The organism is Paraburkholderia sp. BR13444 (assembly GCF_040948755.1).
Lineage (GTDB): Bacteria > Pseudomonadota > Gammaproteobacteria > Burkholderiales > Burkholderiaceae > Paraburkholderia > Paraburkholderia youngii.
Genome location: NZ_JBFPKM010000001.1, coordinates 697566 through 724171, shown reverse-complemented (window position 1 = coordinate 724171; position 26606 = coordinate 697566). Strand labels below are relative to the sequence as shown.

The window sequence follows — 26606 nt, the reverse complement described above, 5'->3', positions numbered from 1 at the left end:
ATCATGACAACCGTGCGCGCGCGTAAAGCCAGAGGCTTCACATTGATTGAACTGGTGGTCGTCATGGCGATCATCGGTCTGTTGCTGACGGTTGCATTGCCCCGTTACATGCACAGTATCGAGCGCGGCAAGGAGCAAGTGCGTCAACAGAACCTGGCGGTGATGCGTGACGCCATCGACAAATACTATGGCGACAACGGACAATACCCGGACACGCTCGACGATCTGGTGACAAGGCACTATCTGCGCGCAATTCCGGTCGATCCCGTCAACGGTGACGATAAATGGGCGGCGGTGGCATCGCCTGACGAGAGCAAGACGGGTGTCTACGACGTCATGCCGGCGAGCAGTCCGCAGGGGATGCCGAAAGATCGGGCGGGAGCGGCGCAATGAGCGATGTGAGCCCGCGGGCAATCAGACGTCGCCCTGTCGCTCGCGAAAATGGAATGGTTCTGCTGGCGCTCCTGATTGCGCTGATGCTGATGTCGATCGCATTGATGGGCGCGCTCGACGTGTGGTCGCTTGAGCGGCAGCGCGAACGGGAGCGGCAACTGCTGTTCGTAGGCAATCAGTACCGGCTCGCGATTCTTCGCTACTACCGCGCTGGAAGGGCGCTGCCGGCGTCGATTGACGAACTGCTCGACGACTCGCGTTTTCCGGCGCCGCTGCATCATTTGCGCCGCGCCTATCCGGATCCGGTGACGGGTAAGAACGATTGGGTTTTTATGCAACAGGGCGCGCGCATATACGGCGTGTATAGCAGTTCCACCGACTTGCCGATCAAACGCGCTGGTTTTCCGCTTCTCTATCAGGACTTCGAAAATCAGAAGACCTATGGCGGCTGGCAGTTTTTCTATTTGCCGCCTGTCGTGCGCAACTACACGAACACGCTGAGCGCGCCGCCGAAACCGCCGACCTCCTTCGATCCGCTGAACGGCTCGTTGCCCACTTTCAACGGGCGCAGCGTGGGCGGCTTGCGCTGAGCGGACAGCCGTCCGGTTGGCGCTTATGGCCGAATCCATTGCTTACGCCGGCGAAGCGATCATCACTGGCGGTGCAGGGACGGCAAGAGAACAATGTGCGCTACCGCACATATCTCGACGTTTCCTCTTCCGTCGCCTGCAGAAGAAACTAGCATCAAACGCACAGCCTTCCCCGCATCCTCTCTTTGCCGGCTCAGGTCTGAAAACATCAATTCAGAAAAGCGGACCGCGCGTCCCTTTAACCGGACAATTCAGAGGAGACCGAACAGAGGTCTCTTCATATAAATCAACGCTGATTGAATCGCCTCCACTGCGCTGCAACGCGACAGGGCAGATGCCTTCGTCGTTCTATCTAACATGGAGAAACGATTATGGACCGTCGCGAATTTATCAAGAAGACATCGGCGATAGGCGCTGCACTGACTACGCCAAAGCTCGCGCTTGGCGCATCCGGGGCGTCCACGGGCGACGCCGCGCACAAGGGAACCCCCAACATTCTGTTCATTCTGCTTGACGAGATGCGCTACCCGCGTGTGTTCCCGGCGGGAATCAACAGTCCGGGCGACTTCCTCAGGCATTTCATGCCTCAAACGCATTCCCTCTGGAGAAGGGGCGTTAAGTTCGCCGGACACTACACGGCCGCCTCCGCATGTACGCCAGCACGTGGCACTTTGGTTACTGGTCTTTACTCGCAGCAAACCTGGGTGCTGACGACTATCTTCGATAATCCGTCAAGTAAAGGTTCGCTTCAACCAACGCTCAGCCGGGTGTTTCCGACCTATGGCAAGCTGCTGCGCAACCTCGGTTATTCGACGCCCTACATCGGCAAATGGCATCTGTCGGTCACCGTCCAGGGACAGCGCGAGCTTCAGGAGTACGGATTTCAGGCGATGACTTTCCCTGATCCAACTGGCAGCAACCTGCAGGGCACCGTCGGCGATATTCCCAACCTGTACTACAGCGACGAGTACATCGCCAATCAGGCGGTAGCGTGGCTCGGCCAGCGTAAGCCGAACGAAGCACCCTGGTGTTTGACCGTAGGCCTCGTGAACCCTCACGACAAAGAGTTCTTCCCGGCGGGAACGGAATTCCAGACTTACCATGATTATTTCGCGAACTCGAACTACAACCCCAACGGTTATCAGCAATGGCGGGACTACACGGTAGGGCCGCCGAACTACGATTGGAATACCAATCCACTCAAGAATCCACCGACGCTGGCGTACGCGGCGGTCCCGCCGAACTGGGAGTCGGCCGATCGCATCCAGCGCACCAAGCCGGCAGCGCAGGCGTTCAACAGAATGATCCAGGAGGCTATATGGGGTGGTGTTCAGGATGATCCGGATAGCGCCGACTTCGTCATCACTGAATATCCTGTGCCGATCCAGGGCGTGACGAAAGGGATCGGCAAATCGCCATTCAGTTACTGGAAGCGTAGCCTCGAGTCGTACACGCAGATACTGACAGACGTCGACGAACGGATTGGCGAGATCGTCCACTCGCTGCCTCACGATGTCGCGCGCAACACGCTCATTATCCTGACGTCCGACCACGGCGAATACGCTGGCGCGCACGGTATGGTGTCCGGCAAGACCTCGACATGCTACGAAGAGGCGTACAACATCCCGTTGATCGTGGTTGATCCTACGGGACAGTATGCGGGCGACGTCGACAAGATCCGCGACGGCCTGACTTCTTCAGTCGACATTCTTCCGATGCTGGTGACGATAGGCAACGGCGGTAACCGCAATTGGCTAACGGGCGACTACGCGCAGTTGTACGGCGGCAGGCATGATCTTCTTCCGATGCTGAAAAGCGATTCGGCAGCCGGCCGGCCCTATGTCACCTTCACGACCGACGAAACACTGCCTGAGTCGTACATACCAAACGCGTCCAGTACGCCGACGCATATCATTGGTGTACGCACTCAGGCGAACAAGCTTGGCACCTATTCGTTCTGGGCACCGGAGTCGACGACCATCTCGGGCCGAAGCCAACTCGAGTACTACGACTATGCGACGACGGCAGGACAACTGGAACTTGATAACCGTTACCGCGATCCAGCGGCCCGAGTGCTCTATCACCAGCTGCTGACGGATATTTTGCCTAACGAGTTGAGGGCGCCGCTGCCCGGGAAGTTGGTGGCTGCCCAGACGCTCGCCGAGGCGAGATATGTGAGCTACGTCAGGTTGATTAATGCCGGGGGCGTGAGCGAACCGCAATTGCCACTGTCGATCGGCGATATCTGACGTCGGGGCGAGGCTTGCGCCGGAGGATCGGCGGCTATTTGTGAAAAGGGGGCGTGCTGACGAATTCGAAGATCCTTTGAGCAGACGCACGTGCGACAAAGGCCGTACAGTAGCATCCAATCTGTTGACTGCGGCTCTATCAGCTTACACGCAGCACTTTGCTGTCTGAACAGCACGGTGCTTGCGGGAAAAACTGGGCCGTCGCCGATGTGCTTGGGTCTGGCGAACTGGTACGCAATGTGCAGGTGTTTATGGCATGGCGAGGCTTCATGGAGGCACGCCTTCACTCCGGAGAACACATGGCTACTTTGCATCGATCAGATATAACCGAACCCGTCCTCGCCTTCGCTTCCTTGTCCCGCGGTGCGGACTACGAGCAACTATCCGCGCGTTTCCGGCCGATCTTTCAGAAGATCGCGGATGGCACGCTCGATCGCGAGCAACGACGCGCTTTGCCTTATGACCCAATCAAGTGGCTCAAGGAGGCAGGCTTCGGCGCCGTTCGCGTACCGGTCGAACACGGTGGCGCAGGCGCATCTTTGCCCGACCTGATCCGTTTGCTGATCGAACTGGGCGAGGCGGATTCGAACCTGCCACAGGCGCTTCGCGGGCATTTTGCGTTCGTGGAGGATCGGCTGAATGCTCCAGCTGACGCAAACCGCGAGCGCTGGTTTGCTCGTTTCGTAGCGGGGGAGATCATCGGTAACGCCTGGACCGAAGTCGGGAATGTCTCGATCGGCGAGGTGCAAACCCGCGTCAAACGCGACGGCGAGCGCTGGCTCGTCACAGGAGAGAAGTATTACTCCACAGGGACCATTTTCGCGGACTGGATCGACGTATTCGCTCAGCTCGACGACGATGGGCGCAACGTCATCGCGGCGGTCCGCACCGACCAGCCCGGTGTCACTCGCAGCGACGATTGGGATGGCTTTGGTCAGCGCTCGACAGGCAGCGGCACCACCCGTTTCGACTCGGCACTCGTCGAGGCGGAGAACATCATTGATTTCTCCACCCGCTTCAAGTATCAGACTGCCTTCTATCAGCTCGTGCTGCTGGTGGTGCTGACCGGCGTGGGCCGAGCCGCGCTGCGTGACGTCTCGCACGAGGTCCGCTCACGCCGCCGCATTTTCAGTCACGGCAACGCGCCGTCGGTCGCCCGCGATGCACAGGTGCAGCAGGTCGTCGGCGAGATAGGCGCGCGCGTTTTCGCGGCCGAGGCGGCTACCGTTCAGGCGGCGGAGGCGGCTCAAAGCGCCTACGAAGCACGTTTCGGCGGGAATGCGGAGGCTGAGCACGGAGCTAACATCGCAGCGGAACTCGACTCCGCGCGCGCACAAGTCGTTGTCAGTGAGCTGATTCTCAAAGCTACGACCGATCTGTTCAACGCGCTCAGCGCATCGGGCACCAGCGAGGCCCGCCGTCTCGATCGCCACTGGCGTAATGCCCGAACCGCGGCATCGCACAACCCGCTAATCTACAAAGCGAGGATCGTTGGCGATTGGGAAATCAACCGCACGGAGCCACCCTATGTATGGCAGATCGGGGCGGGGCCGACTACGACGGAATCAGCCGCGAACGAGTCAGTTGCCTAGCGAAGGCCGCGAGAAACGCGAGGGGGAAGCAAGCCGCGCGATGCGCGGCTATGCAGGCTGCCCGTTATTTGAGCGCGGCAATCTCCTTCGCCCGAATCAACCTTGCTCGCAGCACGTTGCGACTGATCCCCAGCAGCCTTGCAGCCTGAATCTGGTTGCGGTGGCTGTACTCATATGCAACCCTGATGACGGTATTCTCGATGTCTTCAAACAGATTTTCGCGTTCGGTCTCGAGAAGGTCTCGCAAAGCGGCTTCGAGGGCCTGTTGTGCGTCCTGTGTCAGTGCGTCAGGACGTGGCAGGCGATCGATTGCGGGTGGGGCGCACGCCGCAAGCTGTACGTCGCTTTCCTGCAAAGTATCGTGGCGGCCCACCAGCAGTGCGTGATGAATGACGTTTTCGAGTTCCCGGATATTGCCGGGCCAGCGATGCGCTAGCAGTCTGCGCTCCGCTTGTGGCGCGATCTCGCGCGGCCCGTAACCGAGACGACCGCGGTAATCGTCGATGAAATAGCGCGCCAGCGGCAGGATATCGCCGGGTCGCTCACAGAGCTTCGGGACGTCCAGCTGGACGACGTTAAGCCGATAGTAAAGGTCGCCCCGAAAATGGCCGGCGGCCACCGCCTGCGGCAGATGGACGTTGGTCGCCGCCACCACGCGCACGTCGATTGGCAGGCTCTGTCTCGAGCCAAGCCGCACGACCTCCCGCTCCTGCAGTACGCGCAACAGTTTGACCTGCATCGACAGCGGCAGGTCGCCGATCTCGTCCAGAAACAGCGTGCCGCCATTCGCTGCTTCAAACCAGCCCGGCTTCGCGCTGAACGCACCGGTGAACGCGCCTTTCTCGTGCCCGAACAGCTCGCTCTCGACCAGCGTCTCGGAGAACGCGCCGCAATTGACGGCGACAAACGGCTTGTCCTTACGTTGACTGAGACCATGCACGTGACGGGCAATCAGTTCCTTGCCGGTACCCGTTTCGCCGGAGATCAGAATGTTTGCGTCACTCGGCGCGACCCTTTGCACCCGTTCAAGCAGAGCCAGCGAGCGCGGATCGACAAACACTTGTGCGCGCCCCCGAATCGACTTGCTCAGCCCGCGCGGATTCGGCAGGCTGTACACATGGGGCAGTGCGCCAGCGGGAGAGACCGGCTCAACGAGGCCGTTGTCCCATACGTCGGTAAGTGAGGCGTTCATGAGTAGAAGCTCGGCGTCGGATAGATTCGTTTGAGGGCCCACTCGCCAATTTCCCGCATCTTGTAGGCAAGAGGATCATGCAACGTATGAGTGCGCAGATTGCGCCAGTAGCGGTCTAGCCTAAGCGAGCCGTGCGTCGCTCGTGCTCCGGCGACATCGAACATCCGCGTACAGATGACGAGTCCTGTCTGCGCGGCAGCGACTTTCGCGGTCGCTATTGCCAGCGCGACTTCGCCGCGTTCGGCCTCGCTCAGCGCGCTGCCCCGGGCCCATGCGCTGTCGAGCCGGTCAGCGGCCCGTGCGGCCAGCGTCCGCACGGCTTCGAGTCCGACCCAGAACTCGCCGTACTGGCCGAGTATGTAGGGATCGTCGCCGACGCTTGCGAGCTTCGACGCCGGCCATGGACGCGCTTCATTCAACGTGTAATGGCGTGCGTCTTCGAAGGCGGCTTCGCTAATGCCGAGATAAACGTGCGCAAGGCTCAACTGCGCGATGAGCGGCCGCAAGCATGCGAACGGCGTTGACAGCGGGCCGGGTTCGATGAGCACTTCATGATGATCGACCCGGACTCTTTCGAAGGTCACGGTTCCGCTGTCAGTCTGACGCTGCCCGATGTTGTCCCAGTCGTCCGCGACCGCGATGCCGCTGCGTTGCGTTGGCACGGCGGCGACCAGAAACGCGTTCGTCAGCGCGTCGCGCGCGGACGCGATCAGCATTTCCGAGTCGAGCGCCCCCGAACAGAAACTCTTCTGGCCGGAGAATTCGAGCCAGTCCTCGCGGCTCCGGCTGATTGTCCGGTCGTCGAGCGGATTGAGTGCATTGCCCCAGAACCAGTCGTGGCGGGCCGTCTTTTCGAACCATGATCCCCACTGCTGCTCGGTTCCGAACAGCCGTACCGTCGCGAGCATCAGATGATGAAACGCGAATACGTGCGCGAGCGAGCCGTCGGCCGCAGCAATGATGCGGACAACGTCAAGGGTCGTCTGCCAGGTAGCGCCTCGTCCGCCATATTCAGATGGAATGCTGAGAGCCAGCAGGCCACTGGCGCGCAGCGCGTCGCGCTCCGGTTTTGGCGTCCCGCCGCGCTGATCCCGTTCGACCGCGGTCAACGAAAAGCGGGCGGCGAGATCCGCGGCGATCTGCTGTGGCGTCGAGCGCGATCGAGCGTTCTCATTCAGGTGCTGCACCGATGGGTGCGGCTCTTCGTGCGTTGCTGGACTGGAGACGAGCTGGGCCATCTGTATGGACTGGACCACCCGCTTTACGACCGAGCCCGGTTGAGGCCCGATCGTGCAACGACGCTGGTCCGGATTGCTGATCGAGCAGCAAGTGTTCCATCTCCGCTGCGGCGCTGGAAACATTGATTTCTCATATTCAAAGTCCAAATGCTGCTTGTGCAGCGGCGCGGTGTTAAAGAGCTCCCATATCCGTCACGGCGTTGCTGACCCAGGAGCAGTTCGCTCACATTCTGCTGGTCCAGCAGTTGACGGTGGGGGAACCCCGACTCCATGCACACGTTGCATGATCCGATCGACTACGAGGTCCGGGACCTGGGCAATTGGGCGCTCAACGAAAGCATTCTCAAACCGTCTTTCTATTCATATCTGAATTGCTGCTGTTCGCCTGGCAGCACACCGCAAGCAGATTGCTCCACAGCGTTCATACGCTCGATGAATATGCTTTGCGTTACTAAGCGAATGACCTGTCGTATTGAATTTTCAAAGGCCGTCCAAGCCTGAGCGCCGGGGTTTGCAGCGGTAGTCGAGAAACACATCGCAATTGGCATATTGCTTGCCTTATATCAACCCGCACCGTCGCCGGATCGAATTCCCGAGAGTACGGTGCGTTTCGAGGATGAGAGGAATTGTTATGACCACACCATTACGTATCGTCGCGGTTTCGGGAAGCTTGCAACAACCTTCGAGAACGCGTGCGCTTACCGTTAGTTTGCTCACGGGGCTCGAGCGTGCGCTCGTAGCCGATAAGCACAACGTGCATTCTCACCTCGTGGATCTCGGTGAAATCTCCGAACCGCTAGCGCGTACGTTTTCGCGCGTGAGTGCCACCCGCGACCTGGAAGCCCATTTGCGCGCGATCGAGACAGCCGACGCGCTGATCGTTGCAAGCCCGGTGTACCGCGCATCCTATACGGGCCTCTTCAAGCATCTTTTCGATCTGGTTCATCACGAAACCTTGTTCGACGTGCCAGTACTGCTTGCTGCCACCGGCGGCAGCGAGCGGCATGCGCTGGTGATCGACCACCAGTTGCGACCACTGCTGAGCTTTTTCCAGGCCCATACGCTTCCTGTCGGCGTGTATGGATCCGAGGCGGATTTCAATGACCACCGCGTCAGCAGTCCGCTGCTGAGCGCGCGCATCGCGCTCGCGATCGAGCGTGCTGCGCCACTCATCGCGCAACGGCCGCGCCGTGCCGACGTCCAGATCGCAGCATGACATCTGCCCTGTAACACCATTCCTATTTCGACGAGATCTGCTTCCATGACACATAACCTGTCCACCTCGCAAGACGCCGTCAAATTTGCTTACTGGGTACCGAATGTAAGCGGCGGCCTGGTAGTCAGCACGATCGAACAACGCACCGACTGGAGCCTTGAATACAACCAGCGTCTCGCCCAGGCCGCCGAACGGGCAGGCTTCGAGTACGCGCTGAGCCAGATCCGCTTTACGGCCGGCTATGGCGCCGAGCATCAGCACGAGTCGGTCTCGTTCAGCCAGGCGTTGCTGCACGCCACGACCCGTCTCAAGGTACTTGCAGCGATTTTGCCCGGACCGTGGCATCCCGCGGTGGTCGCCAAGCAGCTCGCGACGATCGATCACATCTCGAATGGCCGGATCGCGATCAACGTCGTTAGCGGCTGGTTTAAGGGCGAATTCACCGCGATCGGCGAACCCTGGCTCGAGCACGATGAACGGTATCGCCGTTCCAGGGAATTCATTCAGGCGCTCAAGGGGATCTGGACGCAGGACAACTTCACGTTCAAGGGCGACTTCTACCGCTTCAACGACTACACGCTGAGTCCGAAGCCGGTGCAAAAGCCGCACCCCGAAATCTTTCAGGGTGGCAGCTCGCGCGCTGCCCGCGACAACGCAGCGAGTGTGTCCGACTGGTATTTCACGAACGGCAATACGCCCGAAAACCTCAAAGCGCAGATCGATGATATTCGCGCCAAGGCCGCAGCGAACGGCCATCAGGTGCGCATTGGCGTGAACGCGTTCGTGATCGCCCGTGACACGGAAGCCGAAGCGCGTGCCGTGCTCGACGACATCATTGCCAACGCACATGTGGAAGCGGTCCATGCGTTCGGCGACGCGGTCAAGCAGGCCGGTAGCGCATCGCCTGAAGGCGAGGGCAACTGGGCGAAATCCACATTTGAAGATCTGGTCCAGTACAACGACGGCTTCCGCACCAATCTGATCGGTACGCCGCAGCAGATCGCCGAGCGCATCGTCGAACTTAAGGCGATCGGCGTCGATCTGGTACTGACCGGCTTCTTGCATTTCATCGAAGAAGTCGAATACTTCGGCGCCAAAGTGCTTCCGCTGGTTCGCGAACTGGAGAGCCGTCGTCAGCCGGCCCTGGCATGACGCAGGCGACTACCTCGGCAGCGCCGTTGCTCGCCCTTGAACACATCTCGCTATCGTTCAAGGGCGTCAAGGCGATAACCGACATTGGCTTCTCGGTGGCGCGCGGAGAAATCTGCGCGCTCATCGGTCCGAATGGCGCAGGCAAGAGTTCGCTTCTCAACGTGATCAATGGCGTGTATCGGGCACAACAGGGAGTCGTTCGCTTCGACGGCCTCGCGTATCGGCACATCGATCCCTACCGTGCGGCTCACCTCGGTATCGCGCGAACGTTCCAGAACCTCGCGCTGTTCCGCCGCATGAGCGTGCTCGACAACGTGCTGACGGGCCGCAGTTTGCATCGGCGCAGCAGCTGGATCGAGCAGGTTTTGCGCGTCGGGCGCGCGCGCCGGGACGACGCAGAGCAACGCAGGTATGCGAGTGAGGTGATCGATGCACTGAAGCTGGAGCGCTACCGCGACGCCGCCGTGGGCACGCTGCCTTACGGGCTGCAAAAGCGCGTTGAACTGGCGCGTGCAGTCGCCGCCAAGCCGCGCCTTCTGCTGCTCGACGAGCCAATGGCGGGCATGAATGCGGCCGAGAAACAGGAGATGGCTCGCACGATACGCGAGGTGAACTCGCAGTTCGGTGTCACGGTGGTACTGATCGAGCACGACATCGGCGTAGTGATGGGACTGTCCGATCATGTCGTGGTGCTCGACTACGGGAAAAAGATCGCGGACGGCACGCCCGACCAGGTCCGCACGAATGATGACGTGCTAGCGGCCTATCTCGGTACGCGTCACGACGCGAGCACGTCAGTCCACGCCTGAGGGACCAGTCGATGGAATTCTTTGTCGAAGTATTGGTGGGCGGCCTGCTTGCCGGTGCGATGTATTCGGTCGTTGCGATCGGCTTCGTGCTGATCTACAAGGCATCCGGGATCTTTAATTTCGCTCAGGGAGCGCTGGTGCTGTTTGGCGCGCTGACCTATGTGTGCATGGTCGAACGCGGGATAGCCCCGTGGCTCGCGATCCTGATCACGCTGGCGGCGCTGGTCGTCATCGCGGTGCTCACCGGACGGCTGGTGCTGCGGCCGCTCGTCAATCGACCACCGATCACGCTGTTCATGGCGACGCTCGGCCTGAGTCTGATCCTGGAAGGGGCCGCGCAACTGTTATGGGGAGCACAGGTGCACGGGCTCGAGCTGGGTATCGATGACAAGCCGTTGCGCCTGGGCGGCGTCATGATCAGTAAGTTCGACCTCTTCGCGGCGGCTGTCGCCGGCGCACTGGTGATCGGGCTAAGCGCGTTGACCCGCTATTCGCGTCTCGGCCTGAAGCTGCGCGCGGTCGCCGACGATCCGCTGGCCGCGCTCGCGGTCGGGGTGCGGCTTCCACAGGTCTGGGCAATCGTCTGGGCACTGGCCGGCTTCGTGAGCCTCGTCGCGGGACTACTTTGGGGCGCGCGTCTGGGCGTGCAGTTCTCGCTGTCGCTGGTGGTCCTGAAAGCGCTGCCGGTATTGATCATCGGTGGATTTTCTTCGATCACTGGCGCGATCGTCGGCGGACTGCTGGTGGGCGCTAGCGAAAAGCTCGCTGAGGTTTATCTCGGCGCAGTCATTGGCGATGGCATCGAGAACTGGTTCCCCTATGTCATCGCGATGCTATTCCTGCTGGCTCGCCCGGCTGGGCTGTTCGGCGAACCGGCGGTGGAACGCGTTTGATGGAGACAAGATGGAACTGACCCGCACAACCTTCGACGCGCGACGCGCGGATCTCAAGCGCTGGCTGACGCCGTTCTCGCTCGTACTGGTAGCGTTCGTGGCCGTGCCGTTGGTCTCCAACGATTATTGGCTCAACGCGATCCTCGTCCCATTCCTGATTCTTTCACTGGCAGGGTTGGGGTTGAACTTCCTGACCGGCTATGCCGGGCAGTTGTCGCTCGGTTCGGCCGCCTTTATGTCGGTGGGAGCGTACGCGGCTTATAACCTGTTGGTCCGGCTACCCGCGCTGCCGCTGCCTGTTGCACTGCTGCTCGGTGGCTTCATCAGCGCGGCAGTAGGGGTGCTGTTCGGTTTGCCGAGCCTACGCATCCGCGGCTTCTATCTGATTGTTTCGACCCTGGCCGCGCAGTTCTTCGTGGTCTGGATCTTTACTCGCGTCAGCTGGTTCTCCAATAACGATACGTCGGGCGTGCTTAGCGCGCCGCGCCTTGCAATCGGCCACTGGCAAATCGATACACCGGCCGCACGCTATCTGTTCGTGCTCGGCGTCGTGGTGGTGCTGTTCCTGCTCGGCGCGAGTGTCGTGCGCAGCGATCTCGGCCGCCGCTGGATGGCGGTGCGCGACATGGATATCGCCGCACGCGTGATCGGCATTCCGGTCGGACAGAGCAAGCTGCTTGCGTTCGCGCTCAGTTCCTTCGTGCTCGGCATAGCGGGAGCGCTTTGGGCATTCGCCTACCTCGGTACGGTCGAGCCGGACGGCTTCAGTCTGAATCTGTCGTTTCAGGTTCTTTTCATCATCATTATCGGCGGCATGGGCAGTATCAGCGGCAACCTCTACGGCGCCGCATTCATCGTTTTGCTGCCAATCCTGCTGTCGAATGCCGCGACCGCGCTCGCACAGATCGGCATTGGGGCCGACCAGTTGCAGAACCTGCAAAAGATCATCTTTGGCACCTTGATCATTGTGTTTCTCATCAAGGAACCCGATGGTCTCGCCCGGCTCGTTCAGGTTGCGCGCCGCAGCCGAACGAGACGGCCGGAAGGGCGCTAACACAGTCTTTCCTGAATCTTCCCAGCTTTCGACTCATCAATCAGACGGAAAACATCAGTATGGCTACTTACATTACTCGACTCAACGCCGGTGGACCTGGCAAACTTCTGCGCCTGTTCGCCGCGAGCGTGGCACTTGCCGGTGTGGCGATATCGCAGGCGCATGCCGGCGGAACCGAATATTTTCCGTTGCAAAGCTATCGGGTTGGACCGTATGCAGCCGGCGGCACGGGATTCTTCGGCGGCTTTATCGACTACATGAAGTTGATCAATGCTCGCGACGGCGGGGTCAACGGCGTCAAGCTGGTCTGGAAAGAGTGCGAAACGGAGTACGTGGTCGAGAAGGGCGTCGAGTGCTACGAACGTCTGAAGAACAGCGGTCCGGACGGCGCACCGACCGCGGCAACCAATCCGTTGTCTGTCGGCATTGCCTACGCAACACTCGATCGCTCGAGCGCAGACAAGCTGCCGCTGATTACGATCAATCACGGCCGGACCGATTCGACCGACGGCGCGGTCTTTCCATATGTGTTCCCGCTGCAGCTCAATCCGTACAGCGAAGTGTCGGCGATCGTGAACTACATCGGACAACGCTCTGGCGGCCTGGAGCACCTCAAAGGCAGGAAGATCGTCGTGCTTTACCACGGCTCGCCTTACGGACGTGAAACGATTCCGGTGGTCGACCTGCTCGCGAAGAAGTATGGTTTCGAGGTCACGCAGATCGAGGTACCGCATCCGGGCAACGAGCAGGGCTCGCAGTGGCTGAAGATCCGCCAGATCGCACCGGACTGGGTGATCTTGCGGGGTTGGGGTGTGATGAATCCCGTGGCGCTGAAAAGCGCCCAGAAGGTCGGTTATCCGACCGATCACATCATCGGCAATATCTGGAGCAATTCGGAAGAAGACGTTCGACCCGCGGGTGAGGCGGCCAAGGGCTTCATCTCGATCACGACACACCCGTCCGGCACTGAATATCCGGTGCTTCAGGCGATCGACCAGTACGTGATCAAGGCCGGCAACGGTGATCTGAAGGATCCGGCACGCTTCGGCACGGTCTATTACAACCTTGGCGTCGTGAACGGGATCCTGAATGTCGAAGCGCTGCGCACCGCGCAGAAGAAGTTCGGCAACAAACCGTTGAGCGGCGAGCAGGTCCGCTGGGGCTTCGAACATCTGAACCTCGACGACGCACGACTCAAACAGCTGGGCGCGCTTGGCCTCGTCCAGCCTTTGAAGCTGACCTGCGAGGACCACGAAGGCGGCGGGGCGGTGCGCTTCCAGCAATGGGACGGACAACACTGGAAGGTCATCAGCGACTGGGTCCAGGCCGATCGCGCACTGTTGCGGCCGATCATCGAAAAATCGGCGAACGCTTACGCGAAGGAAAAAGGCATCACGCCTCGCGACTGCCAGAAGGAGCTCTAAGCGATGGCCGCTGCCCGATTGCTCGAAGCGACCTCACTCGCCGTGTCATGGCAGCAGATCATTGTGGCTTTGCATGACGTGTCGCTGCACGTCGACGCCGGCGAGATCGTCGCGCTGCTCGGCGGCAACGGTGCCGGCAAGACGACCACGCTGAAAGCAATTTCGCGCCTGCTGCATGCCGAACGCGGCGAGATGACGTCGGGGCGCATTGCGTTCAATGGCGTCGACATCGCCCGCGATGAGCCGTGGCGACTCGTCGAGCGCGGCCTTGTACAGGTCCTCGAAGGGCGCCGCTGCTTCGGCCATCTCAGCGTCGAGGAAAATCTGCGTCTTGGCGGATTCGTGCGGCGTGGCCGGCGCGCGGAGCTCGAAGCGGATCTCGAACGGATCTATGCGACCTTCCCGCGGCTGAAGCTGCGCCGAAGGCTGCCGGCCGGCTACGCGTCCGGCGGCGAGCAGCAGATGCTCGCGATCGGGCGCGCGCTGATGGCCAGACCGACGCTGGTTCTGCTTGACGAACCGTCGATGGGTCTGGCTCCGCAGATCGTCGAGGAGATCTTCGAGATAGTGGCGGCGCTCAATCGCGACGGCGTCAGCTTCCTGCTTGCCGAGCAGAACGCAACGGTGGCGCTGCGCTATGCCCACCGCGGTTACGTGCTTGAGAACGGCACGGTGGCCGCGCAGGGCAGCGCCGCCCAACTGCTGGACCTGGAGACGTTGCGCGATGCTTACCTGGGCCGGTCCGGGCGGCGCCCCGAGCAGTGCTCTTCCACTTCCGCATTGACACTTTGATGAATCCCGACATCTTCTGATTTTTGCCGACATCGGGCGACACGCGCTATCTCGGCGAGTCGTCGAGCGGACGAGCCCCGACCATGGCCTACCTCGGCGAAATCGGTGTCGCTGCCGACCTGCGTGGCTAAGACGGTGTGCCGATTCCCACGGGCAGCGGCCGCCTCGATCCTTGTGGTCGCGGCGAGCGGCGCGCCGCTGACGCGACGTCGGTTCTGGTCGCGTTACGGACTTCGCTCGGTGGTTTCGACCAAGTTCAAATATACCGTGAACACGACATTATAGTACTAATGTCGTTTTTGAGGCACGAATGCGTAGTGTTTCTGGCGTTTTACGTTGTATTATCCACGCAATCCATATTTTCCAGGCCGGTACCACCATGACCCTCGAAGCCGACATCGAAGTCGCCCGCCAAAATGCGTCCGACACGCAGGCGCTTTATCGCGAAGTCTGCGCGTTGCTGTTTTTCCGCTACGGCGAAACGCCGACCGCAAACCGCCTGTATCAATTGGTGCGTAAAGGCAGCATGAGCGCGCCGGCCAAGGCGTTGCGCGATTTCTGGACCGACGTGCGTGACAAAACGCGTGTCGATGTCGGCCGTCCGGATTTGCCGGCTGAGGTTGCAACGGCCGCCGGCGAGTTCGCGGCGCAGCTGTGGCGGCTGTCGAGCGACGCCGCGAACGCTGCGTTAGACGTGTTCAGGCAGGACGCCGACGCCCAAATCTCCGCGGCGCAAAAACAGGCCGAGCAACGGGACAGGCAGCGTCAGGAAGCCGTCGAGCAGGCCGAAAAGTCGGCCAACGACGCCGCGACCCTGCGTGCGCGGCTCGCCGGGCTCGAGGCGCGCATCGTCGAACTGCAGACCGCCAACGACATGCTGACGGCGCAACTGACGGCATCGAAGGAAGAAATCGCGGCAGGCGCCGCCGCGCTCGCCGATGCCCGCCGGGATTTCGCCGACGAACTCGCGAAGCTGCGCCGTTCGCACGAGCAGAACGAGCAGCGGCTCGCCGCTGCGGAAAAGCGCGCATTGCTCGAAATCGACGGTGAACGGGCCGCAGCGCAACGTCTGCGCAAGGAGCTTCAGGCGAGTCACGAGCGGGCGGCGACGCTCGAAGCCGAATCGCGAACCGAGCGCGACGCGCTGCGCAACGAGTTGGCCGCAATAAAGGCGGAACTGGCTGCCTCGGCTGCGCGGCATGCCGAGACCCGCGGACAGCTTGCGGAAAAGGACGCGTTGCTGGCTGAACGCGTGGCCGCGACCGACCTGTTACGCCAGCGTATCGACACGCTGTCGCGGCAGATCGAGACGGCGCGAACAGAAAAAACGTCCGCGCGCCCTGCCCGCCGCGCCCGCGAAAAATCATCCGCGCAAGGCCGCGCAACGGCGGGTTTCTCAGGCGGACCGTTCGTCAAACGCTCGACCAACGTCAAATCACGCGAGTCGTAACAGCGCGCATAAACGGCATAAGTGGCTACCTCTAATTCCACAAAACCGGTTATTCCACCAAGCCAGTCGACCGTCTAACCTGAGCTAACGTTAAACCCACCGCAAGGACGGCCCCCATGAAGATCATGCACGTCGACGCCAGCGCGAAACGCGAGCGATCCAATTCCCGCGCGCTCGCCCGCTATTTTCTCGAGCGTTTGCGCGAAGAGCGCGTCGAGTTCGACGTCGACTATCTGGACGTGACAGTCGACACACCACCGCACGTCTGCGAAGCGTTCGCGATCGCCACCTACACGGCCGCGCAAGAGCGCACAGCGGCGATGAAAGCGACGCTGGCGTCATCGGATGCGCTATGCGCGCGCCTGCTCGCCGCCGACGCGCTGGTGTTCGCCATGCCGATGTACAACTGGTCGATGCCGTCGGCGTTCAAGGCGTTCATCGATAGCATCACGCGGACCGGCGTGACCTACCTGCACGCGGAAGACGGTCGCATCGTCGGGCAGCTCGGCCGGCACAAGGTGTTGTTCATCACGAGCCGCGGCGGGGATCTGCGCGCGGGCTCGCCGTATGAATCGATGGATGCGCTGACGCCGGCGCTGAAGGCTGCATTCGGTTTTCTTGGCGTCGCCGCGCCGACTTTCGTCGATGCGCAGCCGCTGCAGTTCGCCAATCCCGAAGCGCGGGCCGCGGCGCTCGAACGCGCGCGTGGACAATTGGCCACGGTTGCGGCGCAGTGGGCGCAAGGCGAACGCGTGGCAAACCGGCAGGCCGAGGCGTTGTGCCAGGCTGACGCGGAGTGAAGCTATGAATACGATCCGCACTCTATTCGCGTCGGCGCTGTTCGCCGGTGCCGCGATCACGGGCACTTTGCAGTCCGCCTATGCCGCCGACACCGCCGAGGCGAGCGCAGCCCCTCACGAAACCATCGCCCCCGCCTTCGCCGTCCCGATCGCGAACGTGCCGGGCAAGACGATGACGGCGCTCGTCGTCGACTATGCGCCGGGCGGCAAGTCGGCGCCGCATCGGCATGGTCAGGCGTTCGTGGTGGGCTATGTGCTGTCGGGCGCGATCCGCAGCCGTGTCGATAGCGGCGGGGAGCGCGTCTACCACGCGGGCGAATCGTGGACCGAGAAGCCCGGCGCGCATCACATGGTCAGCGGGAACGCGAGCACGACCGAGCCGGCAAAACTGCTCGCGATTTTCGTCGCGGATACGAACGACCAGCACCTGGTGATGTTCGATAAAAAGTAATCGCCATCGGGCGGCGGCACTCGCCGCCCGCGCGCATCGATGCAGGTGCAACGAGCTGCGCGCAACGCGGCATCAGAAGCGCGGATGACACTCGAAGCTGACCGACGACGCGTGCTCGGTCATCGCGCTGACACCGCTGACCGTCTCCCTGTTCACGCTGCTTTGCATGCCGCGACGATCGCAGTAGTCGCGCGCCTCGTTCATCGCGAGTTCGTGCGCGCGCGCCCAGGCCATGCGTCCTCCGGTCGCGCTCGCGGCGACCGTGTAGCTGCCGGGCTTGTCGCTCGCGACCACATCCGTGCTCGACGCGCAGCCGACGAGACTCGCGCACGCGAGCGCCACCGCGACCGCTCCGCGCACACGCAGGAGCAGCGCCGCCCTCTTCCTTTCTGCGCTCGCCACTCGCGCGACGCCCTCGGCTTCGCATACCCGCACCGTTGCGCACGCTTCGGCAAGACTGTCCGAACCCTGATTCGACATCGTGAACCACCTGCATTTTTAACTGATTAGTCAGGCAGTCATTATCCGGAATCGTTCGCGTAAGATCAGCCGATACAACCGAAAACACTGTTGCGCGGCTCTTAACAATGGACATGACCACAATGCCGTGACCACATCGGCAATGAGCGGACCATGTGGTTCACAAAAGACTTCCGGAATCCCTTGTGAGCGTTTAGTCTGTAGCGATGCCTGCTCGACAGACAGGCATATCGAACCGCGGACGGACCCCACCACATAGCGGCATACACCGGTCGCCGAACCGGAGGAGACATATATGGATCTCGAATCACGTACCCTTCATCGCGTCACGATGCGGCTCATACCGTTTCTGATGCTGTGCTACTTCATCGCTTATCTGGATCGCGTGAACGTCGGCTTCGCGGCCTTGCAGATGAACAAGGCGCTCGATCTGTCCGCGAGCGCGTTCGGCTTCGGCGCGGGCGTGTTCTTTCTCGCGTACTTCTTTTTCGAAGTGCCGTCGAACCTGCTGCTCGAACGATTCGGCGCACGCCGCTGGATCGCGCGGATCATGTTCTCGTGGGGCATACTCGCGGGCGCGATGGCCTTCATCCCGGACATCTCTCGCTTCACCGGACTCTCGCCCGCCCACGTGTTTTACGGCCTGCGCATTCTGCTTGGTATTGCCGAGGCCGGCTTTTTCCCGGGCATCATTTTTCTGCTGACCTTGTGGTTTCCGGCCGCGTATCGCGGGCGCGTGGTCGGCTATTTCATGGCGGCGATTCCGCTGTCGACTGTAATCGGCGGCCCGATCTCCGGCGCACTGCTGTCGCTCGACGGCATTGGTGGACTCGGCGGCTGGCAGTGGCTGTATCTGATCGAGGCGGCGCCCGCGGTATTCCTGTCGGTCGCAGTGCTGCTCTATTTGACCGACAAGCCCGCCGACGCCACCTGGCTCAGCACCGAGGAGCGCGAATGGCTGATCGCACGCCAGAAGCAGGAGCGCGAGCATCGCGAGGCGGTGCGCCACTTCAGCGTGAAGGAGGCGCTGATCAATCCGCGCGTGCTCGCCATCGCGCTGATCTATTTTGGCGCGAATGCGACCAACTATGGCCTGAGCTTCTTCCTGCCGCAGATCGTGAAGGCCTTCGGTCTGACCAATCTGCAGACGGGTTTCGTCACGTCGCTGCCGTACGTGGTCGGGCTCATCGGCATGATCGTGTGGGGGCGGCATTCGGATCGCCACCTCGAGCGCCGCTGGCACGTCGCGATTGCGCTGTTCATTGCGGCGGGCGGCATCGCGGTCTCGGCCGGACTGGACAATCCGGTGCTTAAGATGATTGCGCTATCGATTGCCGGCTTCGGCATCTTCGGTTGCCTGCCGGTGATCTGGACCTTGCCGGCCGCGTTCCTGTCGGGCGCCGCGGCCGCGGGCGGCATCGCCGCGATCAATTCGCTCGGCAATCTGGCGGGTTTCTTCGGCCCGTTCGCGATGGGCTGGATCAAGGACAGCACCGGCGACTTCGGCGCCGGGCTGCTATGCCTCGCGGGCGCGGGGCTGATCGGTGTGGCGGCGGTGTTGCTGCTGCATCACGACACGTCGCTCGAGACGGCGCATGGCAATCCGCATGCGCGGCGGCCGGGTGAAACGGGCGTCGCGAGGCCTTAGCCTTCTGGCTCCCCCGCTTCGATTCGCACCCGGGCAGCGCGCCCGGGTCACATTCAGTTCGCCCCGCTGCCGTTGTTCGACCCTGCGCCGCCCTGACCGCCCGCGTCGGGCGGTACGACGTCGTCTGGCGTCGGGGTCGGCGCGAGCGCGGCCGTACCGCCGCCATGCGTTTCACCGTCGACGGCATTACCGGGCGGCGTCGTGGGAGCCCCTTCCGACCCCGACCCAGGCGCCGGCAGCAACGGCGGCAACTCGCGCACCTCGCCCTGCACCGCGGACGCGCCCGCTGCCTCTGACGCCGCCGGAGCAGCCACGGTGGACGCCGATGGCTGCACCGGCGCCACCGGCGCGCGCCGCGCCGGAGCACGCGCCACGACCTGCTTGTCCGGCTGCGCCGGCGTGCGCGTGAACAGACTCTCGATCCAGTTGCGCAAGCGTTCGGCGCGCTCCGCGAACCAGCCGGGCTGCTGCGCGGTATCGAACTTCATGTGGCTGTCGACGAGCCGCGAGCGCTGCGCGCGCTGGAAGAAATCGCCTACGATCGGCAGCGCGCTATGCGCGCCCTGCCCCCAGTAGTCACTGCGCAACGTCACGCGACTGTCGTTGAAGCCGACCCACGCCCCCGCCACCAATTGCGGCTGCATCAGGATGAACCAGCCATCCGCGTTGCCCTGAGTCGTGCCGGTCTTGCCCGCGACGTCGCCGCGCACGCCAAAGCGCGTGCGGATGCTCGCGCCGGTGCCGCGGCTGACCACGTCGCGCATCACGTCGACGAGCGTGCGCGCCGCGTCGGCGGGAATCTCGCGCCTCGGCGTGGCCGGGCTGAATTCGGCGAGCAGGTTGCCGTTGCGATCCTCGATGCGCGTGACCATCAGCGGCTCGACATAGCCGCCGAGGTTCGCGATCGTGCTGTACGCCGACACCATTTCCTTCAGCGTGACCGGGCTCGTGCCGAGCGCGAGCGACGGCACCGGGTCGAGCTGGCTGTCGCGCACGCCCATCGCGCGCGCGAGCTTCGCGACCCGGTTCGGACCGACCGACTCCATCACCTGCGCGGTGATGCGGTTGCGCGAATACGCCAGCGCATCGCGCAGGCTGATCATGCGGCCGCTCGGCTCGTCCTCGTCGTTCGGCTTCCAGAGTTCGCCGCCGGCGAGTTCGATCTGGACCGGATTGTCCGGCAGTTTGTCGTCGGGCTTCGCGCCGGCCTCGAAGGCCGCCGCGTAGACGAACGGCTTGAACGTCGAGCCCGGCTGACGGCGCGCCTGCTGCACGTGATCGAACGGATCAACCCCAAAGTCGCGGCTGCCGACCCACGCCTTGATCTCGCCGGTGCGCGGGTCCATCGCCAGGAAGTCGGCCTGCACGCGCGTCTTCGTATCGCACACGCTTTGCACGAGCTTGCGATCGGCGAGCAGGTGTTTGAGCGCGTCGTCGTCGGACAGGCCCGTGTCTTTGGCCGCGCGGAAGTCGGGCGTCTCGCGCAGGAACGTGCGCAGCAGGTCTTTGTCGGCCGAGCAGCCGGCGCGCGTGCCCCACGCCGAGTTCGCGATGTTCTGCAACTGGTTGCCCTGCAGCGTGACCGCCTGGGTCGCCATCGCCTGGAGGCGCGAGTCGATCGTCGTGCGCACGACGAGCCCATCGGAATAGATGTTGTAGTCGTTGCGATCGGCCCACGCGACCAGCCATTTGCGCAGTTGCTGCGTGAAGTGCGGCGCGGGTCCGGGCGGCTCGATCTGGCGCTCGAAGTCCAGACGCAGCGGCTTGCGGGCGAGCCCGTCGTACTGCGCGGGCGTCAGCTTGCCGTACTTGACCAGCTGCGCGAGCACCGTATTGCGCCGCTGCAACGCGCGCTCGGGGTTCAGCACCGGGTTGTAGTACGCGTTGCCCTTCAGCATGCCGGTCAGCGTCGCCGCTTCGAGCACGTTCAGCTCGGACGCGGACTTGTCGAAATAGGTGCGCGCGGCCATTTCGATGCCGTACGCGTTGTACAGGAACGGCACCGTGTTCAGGTAGGTTTCGAGGATCTCGTCCTTCGTGTAGAACGCCTCGATCTTCAGTGCGGTGATCGCTTCCTTCAGCTTGCGCGTCAGAGTCGGCGCGCGGCCGATTTCGTCGGGATACAGATTGCGCGCGAGCTGCTGTGTGATCGTCGAGCCGCCCTGGCGGTCGCCGGAGAACGTGTGCAGCGCCGCCGAAGCGGTGCGCCGCCAGTCGAGCCCGAAATGCTGATAGAAGCGGTGATCCTCGGTCGCGATCAGCGCGTTGACGACGTTCGGCGAGATGTCCGTCAGCTTGACCCACTCGCGGTTCGACGGCTTGAACTCGGCGAGCAGCTTGCCGTCCGCCGACAGGATCTGCGCGGGCTGCTCGATCTTCGCCTTGCGGATGTCGCCGATGCTCGGCGTGAACGGAATCAGCAGCAGCACGTACAGCACGAACAGCAGCGGCAGCGCGGCGAGCCCCCACGCGAACGTGCGGCGGGTCGGGTGGCGCAGATGCCATGCGGCCTTCGCGAATAGCGGGTTCGCGAGGGTCAGCCCTTTGTCGAGGGCCGCCAGAAAGGAGGAAAAGAGGCGCTTCACGTGCTGTCGTCGGCTGGGAAAGGCGCAATCGTACCAAGATGTAGGGAGTGCGCTGATTTTTGCCCCATTCGCGGTATGGCGTGCGGCTCCGGCGGGGCCACTATAATGTCGCCAATTCCGACAAGAGGTGCTTCATGATCATCAAACCGCGTGTGCGTGGCTTCATCTGTGTATCGACCCATCCGACCGGCTGCGAAGCCAACGTCAAGGAACAGATCGAGTATGTGAAGGCACGCGGCCCCATCGCCAACGGGCCGAAGAAGGTACTCGTGATCGGCGCGTCTACCGGCTATGGCCTCGCCGCGCGCATCAGCGCCGCGTTCGGCTCGGGCGCGGCGACCCTCGGCGTGTTCTTCGAGCGCGCCGGCAGCGAAACCAAGGCGGGCACGGCCGGCTGGTACAACACCGCGGCGTTCGAGAAGTTCGCCAACGCCGAAGGCCTGTACGCGACCAGCATCAACGGCGACGCGTTCTCCGACGAAGTGAAGGCGCGCACCATCGAAGTGATCAAGCGCGATCTCGGCGAGGTCGATCTGGTCGTCTACAGCCTCGCGGCGCCGAAGCGCCAGCATCCGAAAACCGGTGAGGTGTTCAGCTCGGTGCTGAAGCCAATCGGCAAGGCAGTCAACCTGCGCGGCATCGACACCGACAAGGAAGTGATCAAGGAAACCGTGCTCGAACCGGCGACGCCGGAAGAAATCGCGCACACGGTCGCGGTGATGGGCGGCGAGGACTGGCAGATGTGGATGGACGCGCTGGGCGAAGCTGGCGTGCTCGCCGACGGCGCGAAGACCACCGCATTCACCTACCTCGGCGAAAAGATCACGCACGACATCTACTGGAACGGCTCGATCGGCGCGGCCAAGAAGGATCTCGACCAGAAGGTGCTCGGCATCCGCGCAAAGCTCGCGGCCAACGGCGGCGACGCGCGCGTCGCGGTGCTGAAGGCGGTCGTCACGCAGGCAAGCTCGGCGATTCCGATGATGCCGCTGTATCTGTCGCTGCTCTTCAAGGTGATGAAGGAAAAAGGTACGCACGAAGGCTGCATCGAACAGGTCTACGGCCTGTACAAGGACAGCCTCTATGGCAGCCAGCCGCATCTGGACGACGAAGGCCGTCTGCGCGCGGACTACAAGGAACTCGATCCACAGGTGCAAGGCCGCGTGCAGGAGCTGTGGAACCAGGTGAGCAACGACAACATCTACGAACTCACCGATTTCGCCGGCTACAAGACCGATTTCCTGCGTCTGTTCGGCTTTGAAATGAAGGGCGTCGACTACGATGCGGACGTCAATCCGGACGTGCAGATTCCGAATCTCGTTCAGGTTTGATCCCCCGAGGGGCGGCCCCGCTTCGCGAGTTCGCCCCTGCTGTTACACCCGCTCGACTCCCTCCCCTCACTTCTTCCACCCACACGTCAGCACGGATACGCGCCCTGCAACGAGCGCAGAATCGCGAGCCCGATCGGAAAATCGTCGGAAATGCCCGGGTGGTTCGCGAAGAACGCATCGAGCAGCGGATAAACCGTCTGGTTGCCGATCGCGAGCGTTTCTGGCGGACAGAACAGCTGCCTCTGTTTGCGCGAGACCAGGTCGCCGTTCGCCCAGCCGAACGCGTTGATCGTGCCGGTGATGTACGCCGCATAGATCGAGTTGTTGTCGGCGTGCGCCCATTTCTTGTACTGGGCGGCAGTCATCTCGGCACTCGCATTCAGAGTGAAACACGCCGTCAGCGCAGCCAGCGCGAATTTCGTTACCCGCATCGTTGGACCTTCAATGTCGCTAAATGGGCGCCATTGTAGGCGACGCGGGGTGCACCGCGCAGAAGCCGTCGAGCACGGCAACGAAAGCAATACGTAAGCATTGAAGGCGGCATCTGCCAGCATCGGCGGGTTTGCCGACGCGCGCGTGAATCAACGATTACGGCGTGCCGTTACGGCAATACCTGCGATACCCGTCGCGCTGGGCGAGGCGCGCCATATACGCGGCCAGCGCCGGCAAATCGTCGTGCTGCTGCGGCGTTTCGAGCCAGCGGTTCGCGGACAGCGCGATCGGAATATCGGCGAGCGAGAACGCGTCGCCCGCGATATACGCGCCGGTGCGCGCGAGTTGCTGCTCGACGATCGCCATATGCTTCGACCAGTTCGCACACGACGCGGCGATCTGCCGCGGGTCCTGATGCTCGGGCGAGTGCCGCACGAGTGCGAGAAACGCGTAGCTCCACGAGCGGTTCAATTCGCTCGCCTGCCAGTCGATCCATTGATCGCAGCGCGCGCGCTCGACCGGATCGGCCGAATACAGGGCGTCACCGCGATAACGGTTCGCGAGGTAACGGATGATCGAGTTCGATTCCCACAGCACGAAGTCGCCGTCGCGAATCACGGGGACCATCGCGTTCGGATTGAGCGCGCGGAATTCGGCGACATCGGTCGAGCGAAAGCCCGAGCCCCAGTCTTGCTGGTCGAACGCAAGCCCGAGTTCCGCGCAGGTCCACAGCACCTTGCGCACGTTGATCGAGGTGGTCTTGCCGAGTATCTGCAGCATCAGTGGTTGTATGTCGCGTCGGTAGAGCAGGTTGAAGGGATCAAACTCAGCAGCCCATGAGTTTGCCTCGCGCGCGGCGCGGCGTCATCCGGTTTTCAGAGTCGCCTGTTCGCGGATCATGTCGTACAGCGCCTGCGCCGCCGGCGACAACTGCGCGGTCTTGCGCGCGACCAGCACCAGCGTGCGCGACACGGTCGGCTGCGTGAGCTCGACGGTGCGCACGCTCGGATACGCACCCTTCTGCAGCGCGAGCGCGGGCACCACGGCCGCGCCGACACGCTGCGCGACGAGCCCGAGCGCGGTCGAACTGCGCTGCACCTCGTAGAACGACCGCAGCGCGAGTTCGCTCGACGCCAACGCGACGTCGAGCAGCGCGCGATTGCCGCTGACCTCGCCGGCGAAAATCAGCGGGAACGGCTGCAACTGCCGCCATGCGATGCGCCGCCGCTTCGCGAGCGGATGGTCTTCGTGGCAGATCAGCACATAGCGGTCTTCGGTGAGCGGCACGGTGGCGAGATCCGGATGATGCTCGCGCGCGATGTTGATACCGAACTCGACCTCCCTGCGCAACACGGCCTCCTCGACCGCCGACGACGCATGATCGAGAATCTTGATGCGATTGTGCGGATAGCGCGCCGAATACGCGTGCAAGATGCGCGGCAGATACTGCACGCCGACGGTCGGCACGCACGCGATCGACACGTCGCCGCGTCGCGCGATCCCCGTTTCGCGGATTTCGACGAGCGCGTCGGCCAGTTCGCCGAGCAGCCGGCGCGCCTGCGGCAGAAAACTGCGGCCGATTTCGGTGAGCGCCATCGACCGCGTGGTGCGCTCGATCAGCGTGACGCCGAGATAGGTTTCGAGCTTGCGCAGCCGCTGGGTGATCGCGGTTTGCGTCACGTGCAGCGAATCCGCCGCACTCTGGAAGCTGCCGCGATCGGCAATCGCGACGAATGCCTGCACGCCGAGCGTGTCGATTTTCATTAGAAAAATGAAGTAATCGGAATCATAAATTCATTTTACTCGGGGCTGATCGCGGTCGAGAATGGCCACAACGAACCCGCGAAAGGAGCAGAAGATGACCGAGAAAACCACGAACGAGCACAGCGACTGGCACGCGAAGCAGTACACGCTGTTCGAGAACGAGCGCACGCGGCCGGTGCGCGATCTGCTTGCGGCGGTGCCGTTGGACGGTGCGCGGCTCGCGGTCGATATCGGCTGCGGACCGGGCAACTCGACCGAGGTGCTGGCCGAGCGGGTGCCGGGCGCGTCGGTCAGCGGCATCGACAGCTCGGCCGACATGATCGCGGCGGCCCGTCGACGGTTGCCGCAATTGCGCTTCGACGTCGGCGACGTGTCGACGTGGGACGCGCGCGGCCCCTTCGATGTGATCCTCGCGAACGCGGTGCTCCAATGGGTGCCCGACCACGAGCGGCTGTTCCCCGCGCTGGTGGCAAAACTCGCCACGGGCGGCAGCCTCGCCGTGCAGATGCCCGTCAATCTCGACGAACCGGCGCACCGGCTGCTGCGCGAAATCGCCGCCGACGGGCCTTGGGCGCCCAGGCTGACGGGTGTCGAGCGCACCGTGCGCCACGACGCGAACTGGTACTACGCGCTGCTCAAGCCGCTGTGCGAGCGCGTCGACGTGTGGCGCACGGTCTATCACCACCCGCTCGCGGGCCCCGACACAGTGGTCGAATGGTTCAAGGGCAGCGCGCTGCGGCCGTTTCTGGCCGCGCTCGACGACGCCGAACGCGGCGCGTTTCTGCAACGCTATCGCGACGAAATCGCCAAAGCCTACCCTGCGCTCGCCGATGGCACGGTGCTGCTGCCGTTTCCGCGGCTTTTCATCGTCGCGACGCGCGGCCAACGCTGAGGCCGCGCCCCGGAACCGCCGCAAGCCGCTGAACGCTGCGCGGCGGGGCTCCGGCGGATGCTCCGAGCTCGATCGGGGCGGCCCGCGCACGTCGCGGATGCATCGCCCGAAAGCCCGTCTGTTGCGGTGCCGCACGCTAGGGTTGGTCAGGAATTGCCGCCCGGGAATTCCGCATGCTA

General features: G+C 62.7%; 24 protein-coding genes. 17 read left to right on the top strand and 7 right to left on the bottom strand.

Annotation, left to right across the window (positions count from 1 at the left end; all coding sequences use genetic code 11):
* Positions 1-3: 3 nt before the first annotated feature.
* The 4 genes from AB3X95_RS03220 (at position 4) to AB3X95_RS03205 (ending at position 4824) form a co-directional block, all read left to right on the top strand.
* The gene (locus AB3X95_RS03220; protein WP_176119772.1) at positions 4-393 is read left to right on the top strand and encodes a type IV pilin protein; all 390 of its coding nucleotides are present in this window, start codon (positions 4-6) and stop codon (positions 391-393) included.
* Positions 390-983: a type II secretion system protein gene (locus tag AB3X95_RS03215; RefSeq protein ID WP_368588837.1), complete on the top strand. Its 594-nt coding sequence runs from the start codon at positions 390-392 to the stop codon at positions 981-983. Before AB3X95_RS03220 ends, AB3X95_RS03215 begins: the two co-directional genes overlap by 4 nt.
* A 371-nt stretch (positions 984-1354) precedes the next feature.
* Positions 1355-3232, top strand: coding sequence for a sulfatase-like hydrolase/transferase (locus AB3X95_RS03210; protein ID WP_368620650.1), 1878 nt, complete (start codon positions 1355-1357; stop codon positions 3230-3232).
* A 299-nt stretch (positions 3233-3531) separates the two neighbouring features.
* Complete coding sequence (locus AB3X95_RS03205) at positions 3532-4824, top strand: acyl-CoA dehydrogenase family protein (protein ID WP_368620649.1); 1293 nt, start codon at positions 3532-3534, stop codon at positions 4822-4824.
* A gap of 64 nt (positions 4825-4888) precedes the next feature.
* Here AB3X95_RS03205 and AB3X95_RS03200 read toward each other — a convergent pair whose 3' ends face one another.
* Positions 4889-6016 carry a sigma-54-dependent Fis family transcriptional regulator gene (locus tag AB3X95_RS03200; RefSeq protein ID WP_176108507.1) on the bottom strand — a complete coding sequence of 376 codons (1128 nt, stop codon included), beginning with the start codon at positions 6014-6016 and terminating at the stop codon, positions 4889-4891.
* Positions 6013-7254, bottom strand: a complete 1242-nt coding sequence (locus tag AB3X95_RS03195; protein WP_368620648.1) for an acyl-CoA dehydrogenase family protein — start codon at positions 7252-7254, stop codon at positions 6013-6015. Before AB3X95_RS03195 ends, AB3X95_RS03200 begins: the two co-directional genes overlap by 4 nt.
* A gap of 631 nt (positions 7255-7885) precedes the next feature.
* Between AB3X95_RS03195 and msuE the strand changes: the two genes are divergently transcribed.
* From msuE to AB3X95_RS03145, 10 genes are all read left to right on the top strand, one after another.
* A complete protein-coding gene (msuE, locus tag AB3X95_RS03190; protein WP_368620773.1) occupies positions 7886-8470 on the top strand; it encodes an FMN reductase in 585 nt (194 codons plus the stop codon).
* 45 nt (positions 8471-8515) lie between these two features.
* Complete coding sequence (sfnG, locus tag AB3X95_RS03185; RefSeq protein ID WP_176108509.1) at positions 8516-9622, top strand: dimethylsulfone monooxygenase SfnG; 1107 nt, start codon at positions 8516-8518, stop codon at positions 9620-9622.
* The gene (locus AB3X95_RS03180; RefSeq protein WP_368620647.1) at positions 9619-10431 is read left to right on the top strand and encodes an ABC transporter ATP-binding protein; all 813 of its coding nucleotides are present in this window, start codon (positions 9619-9621) and stop codon (positions 10429-10431) included. Before sfnG ends, AB3X95_RS03180 begins: the two co-directional genes overlap by 4 nt.
* Before the next feature lie 11 nt (positions 10432-10442).
* Positions 10443-11324, top strand: a complete 882-nt coding sequence (locus AB3X95_RS03175) for a branched-chain amino acid ABC transporter permease (protein ID WP_176108511.1) — start codon at positions 10443-10445, stop codon at positions 11322-11324.
* 10 nt (positions 11325-11334) lie between these two features.
* Entirely contained in the window at positions 11335-12378 is a 1044-nt protein-coding gene (locus tag AB3X95_RS03170; RefSeq protein WP_176119779.1) for a branched-chain amino acid ABC transporter permease, read from the top strand.
* A gap of 59 nt (positions 12379-12437) precedes the next feature.
* The gene (locus AB3X95_RS03165; RefSeq protein WP_176119780.1) at positions 12438-13802 is read left to right on the top strand and encodes an ABC transporter substrate-binding protein; all 1365 of its coding nucleotides are present in this window, start codon (positions 12438-12440) and stop codon (positions 13800-13802) included.
* A 3-nt stretch (positions 13803-13805) separates the two neighbouring features.
* Positions 13806-14594: an ABC transporter ATP-binding protein gene (locus AB3X95_RS03160; RefSeq protein WP_368620646.1), complete on the top strand. Its 789-nt coding sequence runs from the start codon at positions 13806-13808 to the stop codon at positions 14592-14594.
* Positions 14595-14973: 379 nt separating this feature from the next.
* Positions 14974-16044 carry a DNA-binding protein gene (locus AB3X95_RS03155; protein WP_368620645.1) on the top strand — a complete coding sequence of 357 codons (1071 nt, stop codon included), beginning with the start codon at positions 14974-14976 and terminating at the stop codon, positions 16042-16044.
* Positions 16045-16160: 116 nt separating this feature from the next.
* Positions 16161-16844 carry an FMN-dependent NADH-azoreductase gene (locus AB3X95_RS03150; RefSeq protein ID WP_368620644.1) on the top strand — a complete coding sequence of 228 codons (684 nt, stop codon included), beginning with the start codon at positions 16161-16163 and terminating at the stop codon, positions 16842-16844.
* Positions 16845-16848: 4 nt separating this feature from the next.
* The gene (locus AB3X95_RS03145; protein WP_368620643.1) at positions 16849-17295 is read left to right on the top strand and encodes a cupin domain-containing protein; all 447 of its coding nucleotides are present in this window, start codon (positions 16849-16851) and stop codon (positions 17293-17295) included.
* 72 nt (positions 17296-17367) lie between these two features.
* Here the strand turns inward: AB3X95_RS03145 and AB3X95_RS03140 are convergent, their stop codons facing one another.
* Positions 17368-17775, bottom strand: a complete 408-nt coding sequence (locus tag AB3X95_RS03140; RefSeq protein WP_368620642.1) for a hypothetical protein — start codon at positions 17773-17775, stop codon at positions 17368-17370.
* 295 nt (positions 17776-18070) lie between these two features.
* Here AB3X95_RS03140 and AB3X95_RS03135 point away from each other — a divergent pair, with 295 nt between their 5' ends.
* Positions 18071-19423, top strand: a complete 1353-nt coding sequence (locus AB3X95_RS03135) for an MFS transporter (RefSeq protein ID WP_368620641.1) — start codon at positions 18071-18073, stop codon at positions 19421-19423.
* Between the two features lie 53 nt (positions 19424-19476).
* On the opposite strand, the gene AB3X95_RS03130 is transcribed toward AB3X95_RS03135, so the two are convergent.
* Positions 19477-22008 carry a penicillin-binding protein 1A gene (locus AB3X95_RS03130; RefSeq protein ID WP_368620640.1) on the bottom strand — a complete coding sequence of 844 codons (2532 nt, stop codon included), beginning with the start codon at positions 22006-22008 and terminating at the stop codon, positions 19477-19479.
* A gap of 134 nt (positions 22009-22142) precedes the next feature.
* Between AB3X95_RS03130 and fabV the strand changes: the two genes are divergently transcribed.
* Complete coding sequence (gene fabV, locus AB3X95_RS03125) at positions 22143-23339, top strand: enoyl-ACP reductase FabV (RefSeq protein WP_176367274.1); 1197 nt, start codon at positions 22143-22145, stop codon at positions 23337-23339.
* An 86-nt stretch (positions 23340-23425) separates the two neighbouring features.
* Here the strand turns inward: fabV and AB3X95_RS03120 are convergent, their stop codons facing one another.
* The 3 genes from AB3X95_RS03120 to AB3X95_RS03110 all read right to left on the bottom strand — a co-directional run bounded on the left by AB3X95_RS03120 (position 23426) and on the right by AB3X95_RS03110 (position 25535).
* Positions 23426-23704, bottom strand: a complete 279-nt coding sequence (locus AB3X95_RS03120) for a hypothetical protein (RefSeq protein ID WP_246392042.1) — start codon at positions 23702-23704, stop codon at positions 23426-23428.
* Positions 23705-23927: 223 nt separating this feature from the next.
* Positions 23928-24551 (bottom strand): glutathione S-transferase family protein, encoded by a 624-nt coding sequence (locus AB3X95_RS03115; RefSeq protein WP_368620639.1) that lies wholly within the window; start codon positions 24549-24551, stop codon positions 23928-23930.
* An 84-nt stretch (positions 24552-24635) separates the two neighbouring features.
* Positions 24636-25535, bottom strand: coding sequence for a LysR substrate-binding domain-containing protein (locus AB3X95_RS03110; RefSeq protein ID WP_368620638.1), 900 nt, complete (start codon positions 25533-25535; stop codon positions 24636-24638).
* A gap of 94 nt (positions 25536-25629) precedes the next feature.
* Here AB3X95_RS03110 and tam point away from each other — a divergent pair, with 94 nt between their 5' ends.
* Positions 25630-26427, top strand: coding sequence for a trans-aconitate 2-methyltransferase (gene tam / locus AB3X95_RS03105; RefSeq protein WP_368620637.1), 798 nt, complete (start codon positions 25630-25632; stop codon positions 26425-26427).
* Positions 26428-26606: the final 179 nt, after the last annotated feature.